Here is a 17,979-nt window from a genome sequence, read left to right as displayed (position 1 = left end):
AAAACGACGTTCGCCCTGCTCCCGCTCGTTTTGACGGTGACCGGCCCGGTTAATCTCATGACATGCATGCCTGGCCAGCTTCCGACGTCCCCGCCCTTCCCGGCACGGGACGCGTCCTCCGTCTCCACGACACCTCGACCGATGGCCTGGTGACCATCGACCCGGGTCCCGTCGCCCGCCTCTACGTCTGCGGAATCACCCCGTACGACGCCACCCACTTGGGGCACGCGGCCACCTACAACGCGTTCGACCTCGTGCAGCGCGTATGGCTCGACACGAAGCGCCAGGTGCACTACGTACAGAACGTGACCGACGTCGACGATCCGCTGCTGGAGCGGGCCGCGGCGAAAGGGGAGGACTGGGCGGCCCTCGCCGAGCGGGAGATCGCGCTGTTCCGCGAGGACATGACCGCGCTCCGGCTGCTGCCGCCGGCCCAGTACGTGGGGGTCGTCGAGGCCATACCGGGGATCGTGCCGGTCGTCGAGCGGCTCAGGGACGCCGGCGCCGCCTACGAACTCGATGGTGACATCTACTTCTCGGTGGAGTCCGACCCGCGCTTCGGCGAGGTCGCCCGGCTCGACGCGGAGACCATGCGGGCGCTGTCCGCCGAGCGCGGCGGCGACCCCGACCGCGAGGGCAAGAAGAACCCGCTGGACCCCAAGCTGTGGCTGGCCGCGCGGCCCGGCGAACCGAGCTGGGACGGCGGGTCGCTGGGCCGCGGCCGGCCCGGCTGGCACATCGAGTGCGTGGCCATCGCGCTCGACCACCTCGGTATGGGCTTCGACGTCCAGGGCGGCGGCTCCGACCTGGCCTTCCCGCACCACGAGATGGGCGCCTCGCACGCCCAGGTGCTGACCGGCGAACACCCGTACGCCAAGGCGTATGTGCACGCCGGGATGGTCGCGCTGGACGGCGAGAAGATGTCCAAGTCCAAGGGCAACCTGGTCTTCGTCTCCGAACTGCGCCGCGCCGGGGCCGACCCGGCGGCGATCCGGCTGGCGCTGCTCGCCCACCACTACCGGGCCGACTGGGAGTGGACCGACGCCGTACTGGAGGCGGCGGTGGAGCGGCTGGCCCGCTGGCGCGCCGCGGTGTCCCGGCCGGACGGGCCGTCGGCGGACGCACTGGTCGAGACGGTCCGCGAGGCGCTCGCCGACGACCTGGACGCCCCGCGCGCGCTGGCCGCGGTCGACGCGTGGGCGGTAGCCCAACAGGCGGCGGGCGGTACGGATCCGGGCGCGCCGGGACTCGTCTCCCGGATGGTGGACGCGCTGCTCGGCGTGGCGCTGTGAGCCGAGCCTGAGCTGACCGCGCCCCGCGGGCTCCCCGTGTGCGACGCGGCAGGGAGCCCGCGGGCCGCCGCCTGTGGCGCCGGTGAGGAGAGGCCGCCCGGCTGGGCGGCTCAGCCGCGGGTCAGATCCTGGAGGCCGACCACGCGCAGCAGTTCGAGCCGCTCCTGGGAGCTGCTGCCCGGACGGGCGGTGTGGATCACCAGCCGCTGGTCGTGCTCCGGGGTGAGCAGCACCTCGCAGTCCAGCTCCAACAGGCCGACGACCGGGTGCAGAAAGCGTTTGACGTCGGCGCGGCGGACGCCGACCCGGTGGGTGTCCCACAGCGCGGCGAACTCCTCGCTGCGGGCGCGGAGCCCGCGCACCAGCCCGGCCAGCCGCGCGTCGTCCGGGCGGCGGGCCAGGGTGGCGCGCAGATCCGCCACCGCCACCAGGGCGGCGCGGTCACGGTCCTCGGCCGGGAACAGTTCCCGCGCCGACGGGTCGGTGAAGTAGCGCCACACGATGTTGCGCTCCGCCTCGGGGCGGGCGGACGCGTCGCCGTGGAGCGCCTTGCCCATCGCGTTCTGCGCCAGGATGTCGCCGCGGTCGCTCAGCACCTGGGCGGGGGTGTCGGTCAGCCGGTCGAGGACGAGCAGCAGGCCGGGGCGGACGTGCTCCGTGGCCGGCCGGCCGCGCGGCGGCGCCTCGCCGGCCAGGTGGAAGAGGTGGTCCCGCTCGTCGCCGGTCAGCCGCAGCGCGCGGGCGACGGCGGCGAGCATCTGACGGGACGGGTACGACCCCCTGGCCTGCTCCAGCCGGGTGTAGTGGTCGGTGGACATGCCCGCGAGCTGCGCCACCTCCTCACGGCGCAGTCCCGGGGTACGGCGCCGCGGGCCCTGCGACAGCCCCACGTCCGCCGGAGTGACCCGGGCACGGCAGCGGCGCAGGAAGTCGGCAAGTCCGGTTCTGTCCACCCTCCCACCATGCTCCGGGCCGGCGGGCGCAGCCAGGGACAGCGCGTCCCCGGATAAGGACGTCTCTCCCGCCGGTGCCCGTACCGGCACACGCTGGAGACCGGCCCGACGGACCGGCGGCGCCCCGCCGGGGCGACCGTCCGGGCACCGGAGAGACCCCACAGGACAGGACGATCGCCCATGCGATACCGCACGCTCGGCCGGACCGGAATCAAGGTCAGCCCCTACGCGCTCGGCGCGCTGATGTTCGCCACGTCTGTCGGCAACCCCGACCCCGACGACTCCGCCCGCGTCATCCACAAGGCGCTGGACGCGGGGATCAACCTCATCGACACCGCCGACGTCTACGGCGACTCCGAAGAGGTCGTCGGCAGGGCGCTCAAGGGGCGGCGGGACGATGTCGTCCTGGCGACGAAGGTCGGCCGCCCCATGGGGGAGGACCCGAATCAGCAGGGCGGCTCGCGGCGCTGGATCGTGACCGCGGTCGAGAACTCGCTGCGCCGGCTGCGGACCGACCACCTCGACCTCTACCAGATCCACCGGCCGGACCCGGCCACCGACATGGAGGAGACGCTCTCGGCGCTCTCCGACCTGCTGCGCGCCGGAAAGGTCCGCGCGATCGGGACATCCGGGATGCCGGCGTCCGACATCGTCGACGCCCAATGGCTCGCCGAGCGGCGCGCTCTGGCCCGCTTCCACACCGAGCAGCCGCCGTACTCGCTGCTCAACCGAGGCGTCGAACGCGAGGTGCTGCCGGTCGCCCAGCGCTACGGGATGGGCACGCTGGTGTGGGGCCCGCTCGGGCAGGGACTGCTCACCGGCCGCGTCCGCAGGGGCGAACAGAACGAACTGCGCCGGGCCGGCCTCTTCAGGCACCTGCGCGACGAGCGCCGGCTCGACGTCGTCGAGCGGCTCATCGCGCTCGCCGGTGAGGCGGGCCTGCCGCTGACCCACCTGGCGCTGGCGTTCGCCATCGCCCATCCCGGCGTGACCAGCGCGCTCGTCGGGGTGCGCACGATGAGCCACCTCGATGACCTGCTCGCCGGCATGGACGTCGAGCTCACCGACGACCTGCTGGACCGGATCGACGAGATCGTCCCGCCGGGCACCGACGTCGGCACGCTCGACCAGGTGTACGTGCCGCCGGCGCTCCAGCAGGCGGGCCCGCGGCGCCGGCCGGCCGGGGAGCGCACCGCCGCCTGACGGGGGCCCGGGACCGGCGGGAGGGCCGCCGCGGGCTCCGGCGTACGCGTCGGGTGGCCGCGGCGGGTGGCCACGGAGGCCCCGAGCGGTTCCCGGGGCCGCTTACGTGACGGCGCCGTCGTCTCCCGGCTCGTCCCCTGCGTCGGGTGCGTCGGGCGCGTCGGGCTTTTTCTCGGCGGGCCCGGCTGGGCCGTCCGGGTCCTTGCCGCCGATCGCCTCCACACCGTCCCGGGTCCCGGGGGCGTCCCCGGCGTCCTTCGGGTCCGCGGCCTCCGGCGGATTCCGCCCGTCGTCCTCCCGCGCCTGCTGGGCGCGGTCCCGGAACTGGGGTACGCCGTCGCCGCCTTCGCTGGTGGCGTACCCGCCGAGCTGGGGGTCGCGGCGCCGCAGATACCGCTCGAACTCCTTGGCGATGGCCTCGCCGGACGCCTCGGGCAGCTCGACGGTGTCCCGGGCCTCCTCCAGAGTCTGGACGTACTCGGCGACCTCGGTGTCCTCGGCGGCGAGCTGGTCCACGCCGACCTGCCAGGCGCGGGCGTCCTCGGGCAGCTCGCCCTGCGGGATGCGCAGGTCGAGCAGGTCCTCAAGGCGGTTCAGCAGCGCCAGGGTGGCCTTGGGGTTGGGCGGCTGCGAGACGTAGTGCGGCACCGCCGCCCAGAGGCTCACCGCCGGGATGCCGGCGTGCGCGCACGCCTCCTGGAGGATGCCGACGATGCCGGTCGGGCCCTCGTAGCTGGACTCCTCCAGATTGAGCGCGGCGGCCAGGCCGGCGTCCGAGGTGACACCGGTGACCGGGACCGGCCGGGTGTGCGGGGTGTCGCCGAGCAGCGCGCCCAGCACCACGACCATCTCGACGCCCAGTTCGTGCGCGAAGCCGAGGATCTCGTTGCAGAACGAGCGCCAGCGCATGCTGGGTTCGATGCCGCGGACCAGGACCAGGTCGCGGGGCTTGGGCGAGGAGATACGGACCACGGACAACTGGGTGGTCGGCCAGGTGATCTTGCGCACACCGGCGTCCATCCACACGGTGGGCCGGTTGACCTGGAAGTCGTAGTAGTCCTCCGCGTCGAGCGTGGCGAAGACCTCTCCCTTGAACTCCCGGTCCATATGGCCGACCGCGGTGGACGCGGCGTCCCCGGCGTCGTTCCAGCCCTCGAACGCGGCCACCATGACCGGGTCGATCAGCTCGGGAACTCCCTCGAGCTCGATCACCCAGCGCCTCCTTCCGGCCGGACGGGGTGGTGCGGTCCCCCGGCCGGCTGCCGTTCCTTCTCGGTGCGGGACCAGCCTACGGCGTAGTGGGGGCGAGGGGGCGCCCCAGCCGGTCCGGTCGGCCACCTGGGGCATGTCCGCCGCCGGACCCGGTTCTGGCCGCCGCTGGACCGGATGGCCGACGCGGCCGACGCGGCCGCCCCGGCCGACCGGGCCATCTCGGCCACCCCGGGCCACCGCGGCAGGCCCTGGACCTGGGCGCGATGAGACATCCGATCTGTTATCCCGCAAATTCTGCCCAGCCTCTGGACGAATCCCATCCCCCGCCGCTATACATCGGATCATCGAAAAAAGATCCGATGTCTTCCGACGGGAGTGTGCATGAGTCCGACCATTACCGAGGTCGACGTCTACGACATTCGCTTTCCGACCTCGGAGCAGCTCGACGGCTCGGACGCCATGAACCCCGACCCCGACTACTCCGCCGCCTACCTCGTGCTCCGTACGGACGCGCCCGACGGCCTCGCGGGGTACGGCTTCTGCTTCACCATCGGACGCGGCAACGACGTGGTCGCCGCCGCCATCAAGACCCTGCGACCTTATGTGGTCGGCCGCCCGGTGGACAGCGTCACCGGCGATCTCGGTGCTTTCTACCGACTCCTCACCCATGACTCGCAGTTGCGGTGGCTCGGCCCGGAGAAGGGCGTGATGCACATGGCGGCCGGCGCGGTCGTCAACGCCGCCTGGGACCTGGCCGCCCGCCAGGCCGGCCTGCCGGTGTGGGAGCTGCTGGCCGCCATGGCGCCGGAGCAACTCGTCGACCTGGTCGACTTCCGCTACCTCAGCGACGCCCTCACCCGCGACGAGGCGCTGGAGATCCTGCGCCGCGCCGAGCCCGGCCGGGCCGAACGCGCCGCACGGCTGCGCCGCGAGGGATACCCCGCGTACACCACCGAGCCCGGCTGGCTCGGCTACGACGACGAGAAGCTGACCCGGCTCGCCAAGGAGGCCGTCGCGGCCGGCTTCGGGCAGATCAAGCTCAAGGTCGGCGCCGACCTCGACGACGACCTGCGCCGGATGCGGCTGGCCCGGCAGGCCGTCGGCCCCGACATCCGGATCGCGGTGGACGCCAACCAGCGCTGGGACGTCGCCGAGGCCATCGAGTGGATGCGCGCGCTCGCGCCCTTCGACCCCTACTGGATCGAGGAACCCACCAGCCCGGACGACGTGTTGGCGCACGCCGCCGTCCGCGCCGGGCAGCCCGTCCCGGTCGCCACCGGCGAACACGTCGCCAACCGGGTGGTGTTCAAGCAGCTCCTCCAGGCCGGCGCGGTGGACTTCGTGCAGATCGACGCGGCCCGGGTGGCCGGTGTCAACGAGAACATCGCCATCCTGCTGCTGGCCGCCAAGTTCGGCGTACCGGTCTGTCCGCACGCCGGCGGCGTCGGCCTGTGCGAACTGGTGCAACACCTGTCGATGTTCGACTACGTTGCCGTCTCCGGCCGTCTGGACGACCGGGTGATCGAGTACGTACCCCATCTGCATGAGCACTTCACCGACCCGGTGGTGATGAAGAACGGCCGTTACCAGGTGCCCGACGCACCCGGCTTCTCCGCCCGTATGGTCCCCGAGACCCTTGCCGACTACCGCTACCCCGACGGGCCGGTCTGGACCGCCCGACAGGAGCTCACCCGATGACCCGCACCCCCGAAGCCGCCGCTTCCCCCGTGGTCCAGCACCCGCGGGACTTCGCCGGACTGACCGCCCTGGTCACCGGCGGTGCCTCCGGGATCGGCGCGGCCACCGCGGCGCTGCTCACCGCCCGCGGCGCCCGGGTGGCCGTCCTCGACCGCGACCCGTCCGGTGCCCCCGAGGGCACCGTGCCGGTGCTCGCCGACGTCACCTCCGACGAGGCCGTACGGGCCGCCGTCGCCGAAGCCGTGGGCGAACTCGGCGGCCTGCACATTCTGGTGAGCAACGCGGGCATCGGCGCCGTCGGCAGCGTCGAGGACAACAGCGACGAAGAGTGGCTGCGGGTGCTGGACATCAACCTGCTCGGCATGGTCCGCACCGCCCGGGCCGCCCTGCCGCACCTGCGCAAGGCCGCCGCCGAGCGACCCGGCAGCGCCTCCATCACCCAGACCGGTTCCATCGCCGCCACCGCCGGGCTGCCCCAACGCGCCCTGTACAGCGCGAGCAAGGGCGCCGTGCTCGCGCTCACCCTGGCGATGGCCGCCGACCACGTACGCGAGGGCGTCCGGGTCAACTGCGTCAACCCCGGCACCGCGGACACCCCGTGGATCGGGCGGCTCCTCGATCAGGCCGACGACCCGGCCGCCGAGCGGGCCGCGCTCAACGCCCGCCAGCCGATCGGCCGGCTGGTCACCGCGGACGAGGTCGCGGCCGCGATCGTCTACCTCGCGGGACCCTCCGCCTCAAGCGTGACCGGCACCGCGCTCGCCGTCGACGGCGGCGTGCAGGGACTGCGCCTGCGCCCCGCCGCCGACTGACCGCACGACAGCAAGACTTCACCGGCAGCACCAGCGCCGGCACCACCCGGCAGCACCAGCGCCACCACAGAGCCTCGAACTCACCCGTACCGCCCACACTCACCACTGGAAGGGCAGGACTCGACGATGAGACTGCGTACGACGACCGTGGCCGCCTGCGCCGCACTCCTCGCGGTCACCGCGCTCGCGGGCTGCAACAGAGGAAGCGACAGCAAGGCCGGAAGCTCCGGCAAGGTCGGCATCGACCTGCCCCGCGCGGACAGCGACTTCTGGAACTCCTACAACGACTACATAGAGAAGGGTGTCAAGGCCGGCGACGTCTCCGCGCTGCCCCGCACCAACTCGCAGAACGACATCGGCAAGCTCGTCGCCAATGTGCAGAACTTCGCAAACCAGGGCGCCAAGGCGATCGTGATGGCGCCCCAGGACACCGGCGCCATCGCCTCCACCCTCGACCAGATGGCCAAGAAGCACATCCCGGTGATCAGCGTCGACACCCGTCCGGACAAGGGGCAGGTGTACATGGTCGTCCGCGCCGACAACAAGGCGTACGGCGAGAAGGCGTGCGAATACCTCGGCCAGCAGCTGGGGGGCAAGGGCAAGGTCGCCGAGTTCGAGGGCGCCCTCGACTCCATCAACGGCCGTGACCGCTCCGAAGCGTTCGCGTCCTGTATGAAGACCAAGTTCCCCGCCATCAAGGTGATCGCGCTCGCCACCAACTGGGAAGGCGACGTCGCCTCAGCCAAGTTGCAGACCACGCTCGCCTCCGACCCCGACCTGAACGGCATCTACATGCAGGCCGGCGGTGTCTTCCTCCAGCCCACGCTGGCGCTGCTCCAGCAGAAGGGGCTGCTCAAGCCGGCCGGCTCTCCCGGCCACATCACCATCATCTCCAACGACGGCATCCCCGAGGAGTTCAAGGCGATCAAGGCCGGCCAGATCGACGCCACCATCTCGCAGCCGGCCGATCTTTATGCCAAGTACGCGCTGTACTACGCGAAGGAGGCGCTGGCCGGGAAGAAGTTCGCGCCCGGGCCCACCGACCACGGCTCCAACATCATCGCCATCCCGAACGGCCTTGAGGACCAGCTCCCCGCACCGCTGGTCACCAAGGCCAATGTGGACGACGCGAGCCTGTGGGCCAACCAGCTCGGGAAGAGCTGACCCATGGGCGAGGCCGTACCGCCTGCCGCGGTCCACGCGGAGGGCATCGTCAAACGGTTCGGGGCCACCGTGGCCCTGGACCGGGTGGGCATCACCGTCGCGGCCGGCGACTCGCACGCGCTCGTCGGCCGCAACGGTGCCGGAAAGTCCACCCTGGTCTCCGTGTTGACCGGGCTGCACACGCCCGACGCCGGCCGGGTCTCCTTCCAGGGGGAGCCCGCGCCGGCCGCCGGCGACACCGCCGCCTGGCAGACCAAGGTGGCGTGCGTCTACCAGAAGTCCATGGTGGTCCCCGATCTGACGGTCGCCGAGAACCTGTTCCTCAACCGGTTCGACCAGGGCCGGATCCGCTGGTCCGCGCTGCGCCGGCGGGCCGCCGGCCTGCTCGCCGAGTACGGGGTGGACGTCGACCCCACCGCGCGCGCCGGTGACCTCACGGTCGAGCAGGGGCAGTTCGTGGAGATCGCCCGGGCGCTGTCCTTCGGCGCCCGGTTCATCATCCTCGACGAGCCCACCGCCCAGCTCGACGCGGCCGGCATCGAGCGGCTCTTCACCAAGCTGCGCGAACTCCAGGGGCAGGGCGTCGCCTTCCTCTTCATCTCGCACCATCTCCAGGAGGTCTACGACCTCTGCACCACCGTCACGGTCTACCGCGACGCCCGCCATGTGCTCACCGCGCCCGTCGCGGAACTCGGCAAGGCGGCGCTCGTGGAGGCCATGACCGGTGAGGCGGCGCAGGGCGAAGTGGCCTGGCACGCCAAGGGCGCCGGCCCGGTGGACGGCGCTGGGCCGGTGGCCGGCGGCGAGCCGGTACTGCGGGCCGACGGGCTGGCGCTCGACGGCGCCTTCGAGACCATCGACTTCGCCGTCGCCCCCGGCGAGGTGCTGGGGCTCGCCGGAGCCACCGCCAGCGGCAACACCGCGCTCGGCGAGACGCTGGTGGGCCTGCGCCGGGCCACCGGCGGCCGGACCCTGGTGGCCGGGAAGCCGGTGAAGCCCGGCAGTGTCCCGCACGCCCTCGGCGCCGGCATCGGCTACGTCCCCGAGGACCGGCACCGGCAGGGCCTGGTGCTCGGCCGCAGCGTCGCGGAGAACGCCACCCTCACCGTGACCGACCAGCTCGGCCCGTACGGCACCGTGCTGCCGTCCAGGACCCGGGCCTTCGCCCAACGCATGATCAGCTCGCTGGACATCAAGACCTCGGGGCCCGCGCAGCCGGTCGCCGACCTGTCCGGCGGCAATCAGCAGAAGGTGGTGATCGCCCGCGCGCTGGCCCGCGAACCGCGGGTGCTGGTGGCCATCAGGCCCACCGCGGGGGTGGACGTGAAGTCCAAGGACGCGCTGCTCGGCGTGGTCAGAGGAGTGGCCGACCACGGGAACGCGGCCGTCATCGTCTCCGACGAACTGGACGACCTGCGGGTCTGCGACCGGGTGATCGCGCTCTTCCACGGGCGGGTCGTCGCGGAGTTCGGCAGCGGATGGAACGACCGGGACCTGGTCTCGGCCATGGAGGGGCTGCCCACGGGTGGCGACGAGGGAGCCGAGGAATGAGCGACACCAGCCAGTTGACCACCGACCTGGCGATACCCGAGAACAGCCGGGGGGCGGCGCCGCGGCTGCGGCTCACCCGCTACCGGGACCTGTCCCTGCTGCCGGTGATCCTGCTGCTCGGGGTCATCGGCTTCATCGTGTCGCCGACCTTCCTCACCTCGGACAACCTGATCGGTGTCCTCCAGCAGTGCAGCGAGCTCAGCCTGCTGGTCCTCGGCGAGGCGATGATCCTCATCTGCGGCCGGATGGACCTGTCGCTCGAGTCCACCATCGGGGTGGCCCCGGTGATCGCCATGTGGCTGGTGATGCCGAGCAGCGGCTCCGCCACCTACCACGGCATCGGCCTGCTGCCCGGCTGGTCCTCGATCCCGCTGTGTCTGCTGGCCGGTCTGCTGATCGGCGGGTTCAACGGGTTCCTGATCCTGAAACTGAGGGTGAACGGCTTCATCGCCACCCTCGGCATGCTGACGATGCTCCGCGGCCTCCAGGACGGCATCTCGCAGGGCAAGTCCATCGTCGAGGTGCCCAAGTCCTTCTCCTACCTCGGCGGCGCGTCCTGGATCGGCGCGCCGGCCGCGGTCTGGATCTGCCTGGTGCTCTTCGTCCTCGGCGGCCTGGCCCTCGGTTATCTGCGGCACGGCCGGGCGCTCTACGCGATCGGCGGCAACAAGGAGGCGGCCCGCGCGGCCGGCATCCGGGTGGACCTGATCACCTGGAGCGTGCTGGCGATCGCCTCGCTGCTCGCCGCCTTCGCCGGTGTGCTCTACGTCGGCCACTATGGGGCGATCTCCTCCACCCAGGGAAACGGCTGGATCTTCCAGGTCTTCGCCGCCACCGTGATCGGCGGGGTCAGCCTCAACGGCGGCCGGGGCACTCTCTTCGGCGCCCTCACCGGTGTCGTGGCGCTGCAACTGGTGGTCAACGTCACCACTCTCGGCGGTGTACCGCCGCTGTGGGACAAGTTCCTCTACGGTGCGATCATCATCGTGGCGCTGATCATCTCCCGCTTCGCCAGCGGCGAGAAGCAGGACTAGCGCGTGACGGCGGCCTGGTCGGCCGGGCGGGGCACCCGGTGCCCCGCCCGGCCGACCAGGCCGCCCCGCACGGCGGTTGAAGCAACAAAAGCAGTGACGCAGTGACGCAGTGATGTATGAAGCAACGAGACAGGGACCCTCCATGCCCGTTCCGGCACTGCCCAGGCTCGGCCTCGGCTGCGCTCCGCTGGCCAACCTCTACCGCGCCATCACCGACGAGGAGGCCGAGGCCACCGTGGCGGCCGCGTTCGACACGGGCGCCACCTATCTGGACACCGCGCCGCACTACGGCCTCGGCCGTTCCGAGGAGCGTCTCGGCCGGGCCTTGGCCGGCCGGGACCGCGCCTCCTATGTGCTGTCCACCAAGGTCGGCCGGCGGCTGCGCGACCTCGACCCCGGCGAGTCGCCGGACGGGCAGGGGTTCACCGACACCCCGGCCAGGGCCCGGGTCTGGGACTTCTCGGCCGGCGGCATCCGGGCCACCCTGGAGGGGTCGCTGCGGCGGCTCGGGGTGGACGCCGTCGACATCGTCTATCTGCACGACGTCGAGGACCACCTGCGGGAGGTCTACGCCTCGGGCTTCCCCGCGCTCGCCGAACTCCGCGACCAGGGCGTGGTCAAGGCCATCGGCTTCGGGATGAACATCAGCGGCGCGATGGCCAAACTCGTCGCCGACCTCGATGTGGACGTGGTGCTCTGCGCCGGCCGCTGGACCCTGCTGGAGCGCACCGCCCTCGACGACCTGCTGCCCGAGTGCGAGCGGCGGGGCACCAAGGTCGTGGTCGGCGGGGTCTACAACTCCGGGCTGCTCGCCGACCCCAGGCCCGGCGCCCCCTACGACTACGCCGCCGCGCCCGAGGACCTGCTGCGCCGGGCCCTGGACATGGCGCGGGTCTGCGCCGAGTTCGGGGTGCCGCTGCGGGCCGCCGCGCTGCGCTTCCCGTTCGCCCACCCGGCGGTGGTCTCCGCCGTGGTCGGCGCCGCGAGCGCGGACGAGACCCGGGACAACGCGGCGATGTTCGGCTACGACATCCCCGACGACCTGTGGCACGCCCTGGTGGACCGCGGCCTGCTCGACGAGGACCTGCCGCTGCCGCTCGCGGCGACCGTGGCACGGAACGCCGCCGCCAACGCGGCCGCCGCTCCCGCCCGTCCGGCCGCCAACGCGGCCGCCGGCCGGACGACGGACGCCGTCCGGAGGACGGGGGAGTGACCATCCGCGTCGACGCCCACCACCACCTCTGGGACCTCGACCGGCGACCCCAGCCCTGGCTCACCGGCGAGGCGCTCGAACCCATCAACCGGACCTTCGGGCTAGCCGAGCTCGAACCGCTGCTCGCCGCGCACGACATCGACGCCACCGTGGTGGTGCAGTCGAGTTCCTCACTGGACGAGACCCGCGAACTGCTCGGCATCGCGGCCGGCTCCGGCGGCCGGATCGCCGGGGTCGTCGGCTGGGCGGACCTCACCGACCCCGGACTCGCGGACGTGCTGGCCGTACTGGCCGCGTCGCCGGGCCCGCTGGTCGGCATCCGCCACCAGGTCCAGGACGAACCCGACCCCTGGTGGCTGGGCCGCCCGTCGGTTCGCGCGGGGCTGCGCGCGGTGGCCGCGGCCGGGCTCGGCTACGACCTGCTGGTCACCCCGAGGGAGCTGACCGCGGCGGTGGCGACCGTACAGGCGCTGCCCGAGGTGGAGTTCGTGCTCGACCACGGGGGCAAGCCGCCGATCGCCGCCGGCCAGTGGGAGCCCTGGGCCGGACAGCTCGCCGCACTGGCCGCGCTGCCCAACGTGAGCTGCAAGCTCTCCGGGCTGATCACCGAGGCGGACCGGGAGGGCTGGCGCCCGCGGGAGGTGCTGCCGTACGCCCGGCACCTCCTGGACGCCTTCGGCCCCGACCGGGTGCTCTTCGGCTCCGACTGGCCGGTGTGCACCCTGGCCGGCCGCTACGCCGATGTGTACGCGCTCGCCGAGCAGGCCGTGGCGGCGCTCGACCCGGCCGAACGGGCCGCGGTGCTCGGCGGCAACGCGGCCCGGATCTACCGGCTGGGCTGAGCGCCGCCCGGGCCGCTCGCGGCGCCTCAGAGGGTGGAGCGCAGCCACTGCTCCACGCTGGCCACATGCACGGTCGCCCAGGAGCGCGCCGCCTCCGGGTCCCGGTCGCGCAGCGCGGTCAGGATCGCCCGGTGCTCGTGCAGGGTGCGGCTGACCGCGTCCTCCTGGGTCAGCCCGCGCCACACCCGGGCCCGGGTGGTCGGCCCGGACAGCCCGTCGAGCAGCGAGCAGAGCACCGAGTTGCCCGAGCTCTGCACGATGCCGCGGTGGAACTCCAGGTCGGAGGCGACCAGCTCCTCCACCGACGGCTCGGGACCGAGCGCGTCCAGCTTGCCGGAGAGGACGTCCAGGTCCGCCAGCGGGATGCGCAGTGCCGCCATCGCGGTCGCGGCCGGCTCCAGGATCCGCCGCACGGCGAGGAACTCCAGCACGGTGTCGTCGCGGTGGAAGTCCACCACGAAACTCAGCGCCTCCAGCAGAAGCTGCGGATCGAGGCTGGTCACGTAGGTGCCGTCGCCCTGGCGCACATCCAGGATGCGGATCAGGGACAGCGCCCGCACCGCCTCGCGCAGCGAGTTGCGGGACAGACCGAGCTCGGCGGCGAGCTCGCTCTCCTTCGGCAACCGGTCGCCGGGCCGGAGCGCCCCCGAGACGATCATCTCCTTGATCTTCTCGATGGCCTCGTCGGTGACCGCCATCAGCGCCCTCCCCATGCTCGGATGTGCTCGGATGTGCCTGGGTTCTTCGGTCGGCTCGGACCCTGCGGCCGCGATCGGGTGCCGCGGTGCGCGTGAGCACCGGTGCGCCGGCCAGACCTCCGATGTCTTGCGTTCATTATGGGCCAGATCGCGCGCGGCGCCCAAAAGTCCCGGAAACCCGCCCTGACCCGCCGCGTTCGGCCCGCCGCATACTGGGGCGCATGATCCAGCACCAACTCATCGTCCGGGTACGGGAGATGTGCGCCGCTGACGACCGGCTCGACGCGGCTTTGATGTACGGCTCCTTCGCGGCGGGGGAGGGCGACGAGCACAGCGACGTCGAGTTCTGGCTGTTCTTCCGCCCGGAGCGGTACGGCACGGTGGATCCGGCCGCCTGGTGCGCGGCCGTCGCCCCGGTCAACCTGGTGCTGCGCAATGAGTTCGGCACCCATGTCGCGCTCTTCCCCGGCCCGGTCCGCGGCGAGTTCCACTTCGCCCGCACCGACGACATCCCGTCGGTCGCCGACTGGCCGGCCAGGAGCGCCGCGGTGGACCGGATGCTGCTGGTGGACCGGCTCGGGCTGCTGCGGCCGGTGCTGGAGTCGCTGCCGGCGCGGCCCGCGCTGCCGGCCGGCCCCGGCGAGATCGCCGACCTCTGCGGCCGGTTCGCCAACTGGCTGGTGCTCGCCCTGCACGTCACCGCGCGCGGCGAGCGGCTGCGGGCCCGGGACGCGCTCGCCCACGCCGCCCGGCACCTGCTGTGGATGGCCCGCCTCGCGGAGGACAGCACCGCCCACTGGCTGACCCCCTCCCGCGCCGCCGAGGCGGAGCTGCCAGCCCGTACGGTCGCCGCCGTCGCCACCGGCGATCCCGCCGAGCTGTGGCGGGAGGGCCGCCGGCACTGGCGGACCCTGCTCGCCCGGCATGGCGGGGTGGAGCCCACCGCGCTCTTCGCCGAGCTGGACGCCCGCACGGCCCGCTGACGGGCCGCGGCCCCGAGTGGACACGGCGGTTCAGCACCGATCAGCACCGATCAGCGGCGGGACTTGAGCAGCCGCTCCACCCCGGCCCGTACCTCCGGGGTGTCCAGACCGCGGACCGTCAGCGTGGTCCGGCGGCGCAGCACGTCGTCGACCTCCTGCGCCCACTCGTGGTCGCGGGCGTAGACGACCTGGGCCCAGATCTCCGGCGCGTCCGGGTGGATCCGCCGGGCCAGCTCCGGGTCCTCGTTGGCCAGCCGGGCGATGTCGAAGGCGAGCGAGCCGTAGTGGGTGGCCAGGTGCCGCGCGGTGTCCGGGGCCATCTGCGAGCCGGGCAGTCCGCCGTCGGCGAGCAGCCGGTGGGTGACCGCGTCCGGGCTGGCGAAGCCGGGCAGCGGCGCCTTGCGCGGCAGGTCCGACATCGGCTCCATGTCCTGCGAGAGCGGATGCCCGGGCAGTTCGGCCAGCTTGTTCATCACCGTCCGGCCGATGTGCCGGAAGGTGGTCCACTTGCCGCCCGCCACCGACAGCATCCCGCCGCGGCCCTCGGTGACCACCGTCTCCCGCTTCGCCTTGGCGGTGTCGCCGGGGCCGCCGGGCAGCACCCGCAGGCCCGCGAAGGAGTACGTGATCAGATCGCGGGTGAGCTGCCGGTCCCGCACCGAGATGGACGCCTCGTCCAGGATCTGGCTGATGTCGGCCTCGGTGACCCGCAGGTCCGCCGGGTCACCCTCGTACGTCTCGTCGGTGGTGCCGAGCAGCAGCATGTCCTCCCACGGCAGGGCGAAGGTGATCCGGAACTTGTCGATCGGGGTGGCCAGCGCCGCCCGCCACGGCGCGGTGCGCTTCAGCACCAGGTGGGCGCCCTTGGACAGCCGGATCGACGGCGCCGCCCCCGGGTCCTCCATCCGGCGCAGGTGGTCCACCCAGGGCCCGGTGGCGTTGAGCACCAGCCGGGCGTCCACCCCGAACTCGGTGCCGTCCAGCCGGTCGCGCAGCTCCGCGCCGGTGACCCGGCCGCCGGTGAAGCGCAGCCCGGTGACATCGGCGTAGTTGAGCACGGTGGCCCCCGCGTCCACCGCGGCCCGTACCGTCATCACGGCCATCCGGGCGTCGTTCATCTGCCCGTCCTCGTAGACCGCGACCGCCCGCAGATTGTCGGTCCGCAGCTCCGGTACGGTCCGCGCGGCCTTCGACGGGCTGATCAGGTGGCCGACGCCGTCGCGGAAGGCGGACAGGCCCGAGTACGCGAAGACGCCGGCGCCCAGCTTGGCCGCGCCGTGCGGGCCGCCCTTGTAGACCGGCAGATAGAAGGTGAGCGGGGCCGACAGGTGCGGCGCGACGTCCTGGGAGACCGCGCGCCGCTCCGCGTGGTTCTCCGCGACGAGTTTCACCTCACCGGTCTGCAGATAGCGCAGGCCGCCGTGGAGCAGCTTGGACGAGGCGGAGGAGGTGGCGCCGGCGAAGTCGCCGCCCTCCACCATGGCCACGCGCAGCCCCGACTGCGCGGCATGCCAGGCCGTGGTGATGCCCAGGATGCCGCCCCCGATCACCAGGAGGTCGTACGAGGCGTGCCCGAGGAGTTCCCGGGTCTCGGCCCGCTCGGGGTTGGCGCCGGATGTCGGATGGGTCCCCAGGGCGGGGACACGCTGCAACGTGGTCATGATCTTTCTCAGTGCTCCTCTTCTATCCAGCCCATGGTCCGCTGTACGGCCTTGAGCCAGTTGCGGTACTCGCGGTCGCGGGTGTCCGCGTCCATCGCGGGCGTCCATTCGGCCGCCCGCTTCCAGTTGGCCCGCAGCGCGTCGGTGTCCGGCCAGAAGCCGACCGCCAGACCCGCCGCGTAGGCCGCGCCGAGGCAGGTGGTCTCGGCGACCATGGGCCGCACCACCGGCGCGTCCACGAAGTCGGCGAGCGTCTGCATCAGCAGGTTGTTGGACGTCATGCCGCCGTCGACCTTCAGCGCGGCGAGCTCGACCCCGGAGTCCTTGGTCATCGCGTCGGCGATCTCCCGGGTCTGCCAGGCGGTCGCCTCCAGGACGGCGCGGGCGATGTGCGCCTTGGTGACGTAACGGGTCAGGCCGGCGATCACCCCGCGGGCGTCGTCGCGCCAGTACGGCGCGAAGAGCCCGGAGAAGGCAGGCACGAAGTACGCGCCGCCGTTGTCCGCAACGGACGAGGCGAGCGTTTCGATCTCCGCTGCCGTACTGATCAGTCCCATTTGGTCACGCATCCACTGCACCAGTGAACCCGTAACGGCGATGGATCCTTCCAGCGCGTACACCGGAGCGTCCTCGCCGATGCGGTAGCCCACGGTGGTGATCAGGCCGTTGTAGCTGTTCACCGGGGTTTCGCCGGTGTTCATCAGCATGAACGTGCCGGTGCCGTAGGTCGATTTGGCCTCGCCCGTGGAGAAGCATGTCTGGCCGAAGAGGGCGGCCTGCTGGTCTCCGAGCGCGGAGGCCACCGGCACGTCCTCCAGGCCGCCGACGCTGGTGGTCCCGTACACCTCGGAGGAGGAGCGGATCTCCGGCAGCACCGAGGCGGGAACGCCGATGGAGGCGAGGATCTTCTCGTTCCAGTCTAGGCTGTGCAGGTTCATCAGGAGAGTCCGGGAGGCGTTGGTCACGTCGGTGACGTGGACGCCTCCGTCCACTCCGCCGGTGAGATTCCAGATCACCCACGAGTCCATGGTGCCGAAGAGGATGTCGCCGGCCTCGGCGCGTTCCCGCAGGCCCTCGACGTTGTCCAGCAGCCAGCGGATCTTGGGTCCGGCGAAGTACGAGGCCAGCGGCAGGCCGGTCTCCCGGCGGAAACGGTCCTGGCCGACGTTGCGGCCCAGCTCCCGGCAGAGCGCGTCGGTCCGGGTGTCCTGCCAGACCAGGGCGTTGTGCACCGGCTCACCGGTGTTCTTGTCCCACAGCAGGGTGGTCTCGCGCTGATTGGTGATGCCGATGGCCTTGACGTCGGCCGGGGTGAAGCCGGGGATGTCCTGCGCGGCCTTGCCGATGGCGCCCGCGACCACTTCCTGGACATTGGTCCATATCTCGGCGGCGTCGTGCTCCACCCAGCCCGGCTTGGGGAAGATCTGCTCGTGCTCCTTCTGGTCGACGGCCACGATCCGGCCGTCCCGGTCGAAGACGATGCAGCGGCTGGAGGTGGTGCCCTGGTCGATCGCGGCGATGAAGGGGCCGCTGCCGTGCGAGTTCAGGGGGGCGCCAGTGCCGGCGGGGGTGCCGGCGGGGGTGGCGGCGGGGGTGGCGGCGTCATGTGGGGTCGTACTCACGATGTGCTCCTCGGTGGGTCTGATGGCGTGACGTGTCCGGC

The 17,979-nt window shown here is 72.4% G+C and carries 15 protein-coding genes; 10 read left to right on the top strand and 5 right to left on the bottom strand.

Features of this window, described 5'->3' with window-relative positions:
• The first annotated feature begins 62 nt into the window (after nt 1–62).
• The gene (gene mshC, locus OG519_RS05805; RefSeq protein ID WP_405579510.1) at nt 63–1,292 is read left to right on the top strand and encodes a cysteine--1-D-myo-inosityl 2-amino-2-deoxy-alpha-D-glucopyranoside ligase; all 1,230 of its coding nucleotides are present in this window, start codon (nt 63–65) and stop codon (nt 1,290–1,292) included.
• Nucleotides 1,293–1,402: 110 nt separating this feature from the next.
• Here the strand turns inward: mshC and OG519_RS05800 are convergent, their stop codons facing one another.
• Nucleotides 1,403–2,245: a helix-turn-helix transcriptional regulator gene (locus OG519_RS05800; RefSeq protein WP_405579508.1), complete on the bottom strand. Its 843-nt coding sequence runs from the start codon at nt 2,243–2,245 to the stop codon at nt 1,403–1,405.
• A 180-nt stretch (nt 2,246–2,425) separates the two neighbouring features.
• Between OG519_RS05800 and OG519_RS05795 the strand changes: the two genes are divergently transcribed.
• Nucleotides 2,426–3,448, top strand: coding sequence for an aldo/keto reductase (locus OG519_RS05795; RefSeq protein ID WP_405579506.1), 1,023 nt, complete (start codon nt 2,426–2,428; stop codon nt 3,446–3,448).
• Between the two features lie 102 nt (nt 3,449–3,550).
• Here the strand turns inward: OG519_RS05795 and OG519_RS05790 are convergent, their stop codons facing one another.
• Complete coding sequence (locus OG519_RS05790; protein ID WP_405579503.1) at nt 3,551–4,660, bottom strand: PAC2 family protein; 1,110 nt, start codon at nt 4,658–4,660, stop codon at nt 3,551–3,553.
• Between the two features lie 381 nt (nt 4,661–5,041).
• Between OG519_RS05790 and OG519_RS05785 the strand changes: the two genes are divergently transcribed.
• The 7 genes from OG519_RS05785 (at nt 5,042) to OG519_RS05755 (ending at nt 12,974) form a co-directional block, all read left to right on the top strand.
• A complete protein-coding gene (locus OG519_RS05785) occupies nt 5,042–6,358 on the top strand; it encodes an L-fuconate dehydratase (RefSeq protein ID WP_405579500.1) in 1,317 nt (438 codons plus the stop codon).
• Nucleotides 6,355–7,170: an SDR family NAD(P)-dependent oxidoreductase gene (locus OG519_RS05780; protein WP_405579497.1), complete on the top strand. Its 816-nt coding sequence runs from the start codon at nt 6,355–6,357 to the stop codon at nt 7,168–7,170. Before OG519_RS05785 ends, OG519_RS05780 begins: the two co-directional genes overlap by 4 nt.
• A 126-nt stretch (nt 7,171–7,296) precedes the next feature.
• Nucleotides 7,297–8,334: a sugar ABC transporter substrate-binding protein gene (locus tag OG519_RS05775; protein ID WP_405579495.1), complete on the top strand. Its 1,038-nt coding sequence runs from the start codon at nt 7,297–7,299 to the stop codon at nt 8,332–8,334.
• Nucleotides 8,335–8,337: 3 nt separating this feature from the next.
• On the top strand, nt 8,338–9,885 hold the full coding sequence (locus tag OG519_RS05770) for a sugar ABC transporter ATP-binding protein (protein WP_405579493.1): 1,548 nt from the start codon (nt 8,338–8,340) through the stop codon (nt 9,883–9,885).
• The gene (locus tag OG519_RS05765) at nt 9,882–10,919 is read left to right on the top strand and encodes an ABC transporter permease (RefSeq protein WP_405579491.1); all 1,038 of its coding nucleotides are present in this window, start codon (nt 9,882–9,884) and stop codon (nt 10,917–10,919) included. The genes OG519_RS05770 and OG519_RS05765 overlap by 4 nt, the downstream gene beginning before the upstream one ends.
• A gap of 142 nt (nt 10,920–11,061) precedes the next feature.
• Entirely contained in the window at nt 11,062–12,132 is a 1,071-nt protein-coding gene (locus tag OG519_RS05760) for an aldo/keto reductase (RefSeq protein ID WP_405579488.1), read from the top strand.
• Complete coding sequence (locus tag OG519_RS05755; RefSeq protein WP_405579486.1) at nt 12,129–12,974, top strand: amidohydrolase family protein; 846 nt, start codon at nt 12,129–12,131, stop codon at nt 12,972–12,974. Before OG519_RS05760 ends, OG519_RS05755 begins: the two co-directional genes overlap by 4 nt.
• 26 nt (nt 12,975–13,000) lie before the next feature.
• Here OG519_RS05755 and OG519_RS05750 read toward each other — a convergent pair whose 3' ends face one another.
• Complete coding sequence (locus tag OG519_RS05750) at nt 13,001–13,672, bottom strand: FadR/GntR family transcriptional regulator (RefSeq protein WP_405579484.1); 672 nt, start codon at nt 13,670–13,672, stop codon at nt 13,001–13,003.
• A 221-nt stretch (nt 13,673–13,893) separates the two neighbouring features.
• On the opposite strand from OG519_RS05750, the gene OG519_RS05745 reads away from it, so the two are divergent.
• Complete coding sequence (locus OG519_RS05745; RefSeq protein WP_405579482.1) at nt 13,894–14,655, top strand: hypothetical protein; 762 nt, start codon at nt 13,894–13,896, stop codon at nt 14,653–14,655.
• A 50-nt stretch (nt 14,656–14,705) separates the two neighbouring features.
• Here OG519_RS05745 and OG519_RS05740 read toward each other — a convergent pair whose 3' ends face one another.
• Both OG519_RS05740 and glpK read right to left on the bottom strand, forming a co-directional pair.
• A complete protein-coding gene (locus OG519_RS05740; protein WP_405579479.1) occupies nt 14,706–16,316 on the bottom strand; it encodes an FAD-dependent oxidoreductase in 1,611 nt (536 codons plus the stop codon).
• An 8-nt stretch (nt 16,317–16,324) separates the two neighbouring features.
• A complete protein-coding gene (gene glpK / locus OG519_RS05735) occupies nt 16,325–17,863 on the bottom strand; it encodes a glycerol kinase GlpK (protein ID WP_405592492.1) in 1,539 nt (512 codons plus the stop codon).
• Nucleotides 17,864–17,979 lie beyond the last annotated feature (116 nt).

Origin of the sequence: Streptomyces sp. NBC_01190 (genome assembly GCF_045039895.1) — a bacterium.
Classification (GTDB): domain Bacteria; phylum Actinomycetota; class Actinomycetes; order Streptomycetales; family Streptomycetaceae; genus Actinacidiphila.
This window is presented reverse-complemented; position numbering and strand designations above follow the sequence as displayed.

What these genes read in the sequence shown, in the direction of transcription:
- OG519_RS05750 (WP_405579484.1), bottom strand. Translation starts at nt 13,672, where the DNA reads ATGGCGGTCACCGACGAGGCCATCGAGAAGATCAAGGAGATGATCGTC.
- OG519_RS05740 (WP_405579479.1), bottom strand. Translation starts at nt 16,316, where the DNA reads ATGACCACGTTGCAGCGTGTCCCCGCCCTGGGGACCCATCCGACATCC.
- OG519_RS05745 (WP_405579482.1), top strand. Translation starts at nt 13,894, where the DNA reads ATGATCCAGCACCAACTCATCGTCCGGGTACGGGAGATGTGCGCCGCT.
- OG519_RS05775 (WP_405579495.1), top strand. Translation starts at nt 7,297, where the DNA reads ATGAGACTGCGTACGACGACCGTGGCCGCCTGCGCCGCACTCCTCGCG.
- OG519_RS05765 (WP_405579491.1), top strand. Translation starts at nt 9,882, where the DNA reads ATGAGCGACACCAGCCAGTTGACCACCGACCTGGCGATACCCGAGAAC.
- mshC (WP_405579510.1), top strand. Translation starts at nt 63, where the DNA reads ATGCATGCCTGGCCAGCTTCCGACGTCCCCGCCCTTCCCGGCACGGGA.
- OG519_RS05780 (WP_405579497.1), top strand. Translation starts at nt 6,355, where the DNA reads ATGACCCGCACCCCCGAAGCCGCCGCTTCCCCCGTGGTCCAGCACCCG.
- OG519_RS05770 (WP_405579493.1), top strand. Translation starts at nt 8,338, where the DNA reads ATGGGCGAGGCCGTACCGCCTGCCGCGGTCCACGCGGAGGGCATCGTC.
- OG519_RS05760 (WP_405579488.1), top strand. Translation starts at nt 11,062, where the DNA reads ATGCCCGTTCCGGCACTGCCCAGGCTCGGCCTCGGCTGCGCTCCGCTG.
- OG519_RS05795 (WP_405579506.1), top strand. Translation starts at nt 2,426, where the DNA reads ATGCGATACCGCACGCTCGGCCGGACCGGAATCAAGGTCAGCCCCTAC.
- OG519_RS05785 (WP_405579500.1), top strand. Translation starts at nt 5,042, where the DNA reads ATGAGTCCGACCATTACCGAGGTCGACGTCTACGACATTCGCTTTCCG.